This is a genomic window from Micromonospora rosaria, from assembly GCF_001567585.1.
Classification (GTDB): Bacteria; Actinomycetota; Actinomycetes; order Mycobacteriales; family Micromonosporaceae; genus Micromonospora; species Micromonospora rosaria.
In genome coordinates, this window is the sequence record NZ_LRQV01000023.1 from 57635 (window position 1) to 63661 (window position 6027).

Below are 6027 nucleotides of genomic sequence, written 5' to 3' on the forward strand. Positions count from 1 at the left end.
CCTCTTCGCGTGACATCACCCGAAGTGACGCAGAACTGACCGTGGCAGACCCCTACCAGGGCATCTTCCGTCGATTAGGTTTCCGGTCCGGCGCACGGGACCGAAGCTGTCACACCGTCCCCCGTACCCGAGCGCCGACGCCGGATGGAGACCACCATGACCGTTCCCGCTCCGCGGGTCCGTCGCCGGCCCCGGACACCGGGCCGCCTGTTGCCGCTGCTCCTCGCCACCGCGCTGCTCCTGCCGGTGGCGTTCCTCGTCGTACGGGCCCACCGGCTGGTCGACGCCGACCGCTCGATGGCCGAACGGGAGCGCCTCGGCGTCGAGTACCTGCGTGCCCTCGGCCCGGTCACCGACGCACTGGTGGAGGCGCAGACGGCCGCGGTCGCCGGGCGGCCGGCGTCCCGGGACGCCCTGGACCGGGCGGTGGAGGAGGCCGCGGCCGTCGACGCCCGGATCGGCGCCGAGCTGCGCAGCACCGAGCGGTGGGCCGGGCTGCGCGCCAAGCTGGAAGGGCTGCCCGACCGGTCGCTGACCGACCCGGAGGCCGCCTTCACCGCGTACGGCGAGGTCACCGACCTGCTGCTGGCGCTGCACGGCAAGATCCGGGAGACCTCCGGCCTGATCCGGGACCCCGGCTCCGACTCGTACTTCCTCCAGGACGGCGTCGGCGAGGAGATGCCGGAGGCGATGGTGGCCGCCGGCCGCCTCACCGACCTGGCGGTGCTGATGGAGCAGCGGCCGGCCGCCGAGCGGGTCCGCTCCCTGGGCGAGCTGGCCACCCTCCGCTTCGCCGCCCTCCAGCCCGCGAACGACCTCGTCAACAACCTCCAGTCGGCGGTGGACAGCTCGGAGAGCACCGACCTCGGCGCGAGCGTGCTCACCCCGCTCGACACGTACCAGCGGGCCGTCGAGGCGATGGCGGCGGTCTCCCAGCCGACCGGGCGGGCGCAGGCCGTGGACGCGGTCCGGCTCGCCGCCGTCCGGTCCCAGGCGCAGAACGCCGCCAAACTGCTCCAGCCGGTCATCCTCGACGAACTCGACCGGCTGCTGCGGGACCGGGTCGAGCAGTTCGACCGGGACGTCGCCCTGAACGTCGCCGCCGGTGGGGTCGCCGGGCTGCTTCTGCTGGTCCTCGCCGGAAGCGGCTGGGTGTCCCGTCGGCGAGACACCCCGGCCGGCGGGGACGCCGAACCCGTCGGGCCGGACGGTGCGGCCGGGGCCGGTCGGTGGGAGCCGCCGACCGGGCCGCAGCCCGGCCGCGCGCCCGCCACGCCGGCACCGGTGCTCCAGCCGGTGGGCCCGGGGCGGGAACCCGACGGGTGGAGGCCCTTCGATGCTGCTCGGTAGGCTCCGGATCCGGGGCAAGCTCGCCCTGCTGGTGACCATCCCGCTGCTCTGCATGGCCGGGCTCACCGTGCCGGTGGTCTGGGAACGGGCCGCGGTGGCGCAGCGGGCCGACGAGATCGCCCGTACCGTCCACGTCGCCGGCCGGGTCGGCACGCTGCTGCAACACCTCCAGCGGGAGCGGCTGCTCGCCGTCGGCCTGCTGCTCGGCCAGGCCGAGCGCACCGACCTGGTGCAGCAGATCGCCGAGGTGGACGACCGGATCGCCGACCTGCGCGTCGACCTCGGCACCGACCTGCCGGCCCAGGTCGACACCGCCCTCGACGGCATCCGGACGCTGGCCGAACTGCGCACGGCGGTTCTGGCCGGGCAGGCCGCCCCGGAGCAGATCCTGGGCGGGTACGGGCCGGTGCACACCGCCCTGATCGACGCGCTGCGGCTGCGCTTCGACGTGGACACCCGTACCTCCGCCGGACGGCAGGTGCTGGCGCTGGACGGCATGCTGCGGACCGGTGAGGGGATGAGCGCCGGGGCCACCCTGATCGTGCTGGTCGCCGCGCAGCCCACCGAACAGCTCGCCACCGCCTACGTGGCGAACATGGCCACCCTGAACACGGAGAGCGTGCGGTTCAGCAGCCTGATCACCCCCGAGCAGCTCGCCCTGGTGGACCTGGAGGCCGCCGCGGTGACCGCCCGGACCAACCCGGACTTCCTCGTGCAGTCCGGCCTCGACCCGGTGGCGGCGACCGCCGGGCTGGAGGTGGAGACGCTCTACCCGGCCGTCTCGTCGATGATCACCCTGGGCCAGTTCGTCGAGAAGAAGCTGGTCGCCGACGTCACCGCCGAGGTGCGCGCCGACCGCACCGCGGCCCTGTCCGCCGCGTACTGGGTGAGCGCCCTGGTGGTCACCGTCCTGGTCGTCGTCGTGCTGCTCGCCTTCGCGGTGGGCCGGGCGGTGGCCCGGCCGCTGACCCGGCTCACCCGCTCCGCCGACCGGGTCGCCCGGGTCGCCGAGTCCGAGCTGGTCCGGGTCGCCGACGACGAGTCCGACACCGCCCAGCCGGTACGCCTCGACCCGGTCGACATCCGGGCCCGCGACGAGATCGGTGACCTGGCCCGTGCCTTCGAGCGGGTCCAGAACACCGCCGCCGGGCTGGTGGAACGGCAGGTGGCCAGCCGGCGCAACGTGGCGCAGATGTTCGGCCACGTCGGCCGGCGTACGCAGAACCTGGTGGGCCGGCAGCTCGCCCTGATCGACCGGCTGGAACGGCAGGAGACCGACCCGGGCCGGCTGGAGCAGATGTACCGGCTCGACCACATCTCCAGCCGGTTGCGCCGGAACGCGGGCAGCCTGGTGGTGCTCTCCGGGGCCAAGGGCGACGACGCGCACGTGGCGCCGGTGCCGCTGGCCGACGCGGTCCGCCTCGCGCTCGGTGAGATCGAGGACTACACCCGGGTCGACGTGCAGGTGCCGGCCGGCGTCTCGGCCGCGCCGGCGGTCATCGGCGACCTGGTGCTGACCCTCGCCGAGCTGATGGAGAACGCCACCGTCTTCTCCCCGCCGCACACCCGGGTGGTGGTCACCGGGGTGCTCACCGAGGACGGCGCCACGCTGTCCGTGGTGGACCACGGGATCGGCATGAGCGAGGAGCGGCTGGCCGAGGAGAACGCCCGGCTCACCCGCCGGGAGCGGCTCGACCTCGCCCCGACCGAGGTGCTCGGCCTCTTCGTGGTGGGTCGGCTGGCCCGCCGGCACGGCTGGCTGGTCTCGCTGGCCGCAACCGCCGCGGGCGGGGTCACCGCCACCATCCGGATCCCCCGGTCCTGCCTGGTGGTCGGCCCGGCCGAGCGGACCGGCGCCGTGGTCGCGCGGGCCGCCCTGCCCAGCCGGGACCGCCCCGGGCCGAGCGGGCCGTCCCGCCGGCGGCCCGACACCCCGCCCCGGACCGGCCGGGCGTTGGCCGTGGTCGGCGCGGGCCCGGCCCGGCCGGTGCTGGACTCGACGGCGCTGCCCGACTTCGACCCGACGCTGCTCAGCCGGGCGACCGAGAGCATGGAGACCGGCGAATCCTGGGACGCCTTCGGCGCCGCGCCGGCCACCGACCCCGCCGCCCCGCCGGGCCCGCCCCCGACGCCCGGTACCGCGCCGGCCGTCGCCGAGCCGGTGCGGGCGAAGGTGCTCCAGATCGCTCCGGCCCCGGGGAGCCGGCCCGGCCGGATGCCCGGGATCCGGCAGCGGGTCCCCGGGGCCAGCCTGCCCCGGACCGCCCCGGTGGTCGCCCCGGTGGACGCCACCGGCGCGGACCCGGCCGCCGCCCGCGCGCTCGTCGAGCAGTTCGAGTCCGGGGTACGCCGGGCGGAGCAGGTCCGGCCGGAGGACGGCCCGCCCCTACCGGCAGAGTCCCCCGTCGTCCGGCCGGAGGCCGCCCCGCGTCCCGTCACGGTGGTGCCGGCGGACGGCCGGACGAAGCTGACCCGGCGGGTGCCGGGGGCCAACCTGACCGTCCCGCCGCCCCGGCAGCCCCCCGCCCAGCACCCCGGCGACCCGGCCGAGGTCCGCGATCTCATCAACGCGTTCGAGACCGGCGTCGCCCGGGCTCTGCGCGAAGTCCGTCCCGACCGCCGCACTGAAGAAGGAACGACACGGTGACCAGCCCGCACGTACACGAGAACGTCGACCACCAGAGTCATCCCGCCGGCGACCTGAGCCCCGAGGCGCGCACCTTCAACTGGCTGCTGGACTCCTTCACCTCCAGCACGGCCGGGGTGCTGGAGGCGATCGCGGTCTCCTCCGACGGGTTGCTGATGGCCATGTCGGCCATCAAGGACCGGTCCAACGCCGAACGCCTCGCCGCCGTGGTCTCCGGCATGACCAGCCTCGCCGGGGGCGCGGCGAGCTGGTACGCGCTGGGCGGGTTGAACCGGGTCATCGTGGACATGGCCGAGGGGTACCTGCTGATCAGCGCGATCAGCAGCGGCTCGGTGCTCGGCGTGGTCGCCGACCGGTCGGCGAACCTCGGCACCGTGGCGTACGAGATGACGCTCTTCGCCGGACGGGCCGGCAGTGCGCTCAGCCCGCGCCTGATCGCCGAGTTGAAGAACGCCGTCCAGCAGTGACCGTGGATCCCGCCGGCGAGGAGACGGACGCCGAACCGACGTTCCGGATCCGGCCGTACCTGCGGGCCCCGTCCCCGGTCCCCGACCAGACGCCGGTGCCCGCGCCGGAGAGCGAGCCGGCCCGGCCGGCCGAGCTGCGCCCCTTCGTGCTCACCGCCGGGCGGGTCACCGGGGCCGACCCGGCGATCGGGCTGGAGACCCAGGTGACCGCCCGCCCGCCGGGCACGGCCTGGGGCGTCGAACCGGTCGCGCGGCTCACCCCGGAACTCCAGGCGATCGTCGCGCTCTGCGTCGAGCCGCTCTCGGTCGCGGAGATCTCCGCCCGGACCCGGATGCACCTCGGCGTCACCCGGGTCCTGGTCGGTGACCTGCGCGCCTCCGGCCACCTTGATGTGCACGTCAGTGACGTCGTGGACGCCCACGACCCCGACCTCATCCTGCGAGTGATTGATGGACTCCGTGCGATCTCCTGAATGGCCGGTCCCGCCGCAGGGCGGACTCGCCGCCAACAGCGCCCCCGGCCGGTACGCCCTCGCGGTCGGTCCGGTCACCGGCCGGGCCGTCGCCCCCGTCCCGGACGCGCAGCCGCACCGGCCGCCGGGCACGACGGGCGTACTGGCCGGCCGGCGGAACGGCAAGGCGCCGATCCCGGTCAAGATCGTGGTGGCCGGCGGGTTCGGGGTGGGCAAGACCACCACGGTCGGCGCCATCTCCGAGATCGTCCCGCTCACCACCGAGGCGGTGATGACCAGCGCCGGCATCGGCATCGACGAGCCCGGCGCCGACTCGGAGAAGACCACCACCACGGTGGCGATGGACTTCGGCTGCGTCACCATCGACCAGAGCCTGAAGCTGTACCTGTTCGGCACGCCCGGTCAGGCCCGGTTCGGCTTCATGTGGGACGACCTGTCCCGGGGCGCGCTGGGCGCGCTGGTGGTCGTCGACAGCGCCCGGCTCGACGACTGCTACCCGGCGATCGACTACTTCGAGCGGGCCGGGTTGCCGTTCGTCGTCGGGGTGAACGCCTTCAACGGCCGGCTGGCCCACGACCTCGACTCGATCCGCTGGGCGCTGGCCATCGGTGAACAGGTACCCCTGGTGGAGTTCGACGCCCGGGAACGGCTCTCGGTACGGGACGCCCTGCTGGTCGTCCTGGACCGCGCGCTGGACCGGGCCACCCGGGACGGGAGGGCCTGAGCCGGAACCGGCCGGGCCCGTCGTGAAGGAGGCGACGGTATGCGAGGCGATCTGGACGAGACACTGGCCCGGATGGCCCGACGGGAGGAGGCGTTGCGGCGGGCCGCCGATCCGGGCAGCCGCAACGCCGGCCCGCGCCCGGAGGCGGGTACGGGTGGTGCCGGCGGTGCGAACCGCAGCGGCCTGGCAGGCGGCGGGGCCGGGCACCGGCCGGCCCCCGCCGGCGTCGACGGCACCGACCGGGACGGGCCGTCCGGCCCGTCCGGGGCGGACGCCACCGGCCCCGCCGACCACCCCGACGACGCCCCGCCGGACCGGCGCGACCCGGCCGGGACCGGCGCTGCGGACCGGCCGCGTCCGGCCGAC

The 6027-nt window shown here is 75.4% G+C and carries 5 protein-coding genes and 1 pseudogene; all 6 read left to right on the top strand.

All coding sequences use genetic code 11. From position 1 onward, the window contains the following. Positions 1 to 156 precede the first annotated feature (156 nt). Positions 157 to 1350, top strand: coding sequence for a hypothetical protein (locus AWW66_RS09505; protein WP_067362911.1), 1194 nt, complete (start codon positions 157 to 159; stop codon positions 1348 to 1350). Further along, the gene (locus tag AWW66_RS09510) at positions 1337 to 3997 is read left to right on the top strand and encodes a sensor histidine kinase (RefSeq protein ID WP_067362863.1); all 2661 of its coding nucleotides are present in this window, start codon (positions 1337 to 1339) and stop codon (positions 3995 to 3997) included. The genes AWW66_RS09505 and AWW66_RS09510 overlap by 14 nt, the downstream gene beginning before the upstream one ends. Then, positions 3994 to 4464 carry a roadblock/LC7 domain-containing protein gene (locus AWW66_RS09515; RefSeq protein ID WP_067362866.1) on the top strand — a complete coding sequence of 157 codons (471 nt, stop codon included), beginning with the start codon at positions 3994 to 3996 and terminating at the stop codon, positions 4462 to 4464. The genes AWW66_RS09510 and AWW66_RS09515 overlap by 4 nt, the downstream gene beginning before the upstream one ends. Continuing rightward, positions 4461 to 4937 carry a DUF742 domain-containing protein gene (locus tag AWW66_RS09520; RefSeq protein WP_083978351.1) on the top strand — a complete coding sequence of 159 codons (477 nt, stop codon included), beginning with the start codon at positions 4461 to 4463 and terminating at the stop codon, positions 4935 to 4937. Before AWW66_RS09515 ends, AWW66_RS09520 begins: the two co-directional genes overlap by 4 nt. Beyond that, on the top strand, positions 4915 to 5661 hold the full coding sequence (locus AWW66_RS09525) for a GTP-binding protein (RefSeq protein WP_083978352.1): 747 nt from the start codon (positions 4915 to 4917) through the stop codon (positions 5659 to 5661). Before AWW66_RS09520 ends, AWW66_RS09525 begins: the two co-directional genes overlap by 23 nt. 39 nt (positions 5662 to 5700) lie before the next feature. Beyond that, a pseudogene (locus AWW66_RS09530) lies at positions 5701 to 6027 on the top strand (hypothetical protein); the annotation flags it as partial.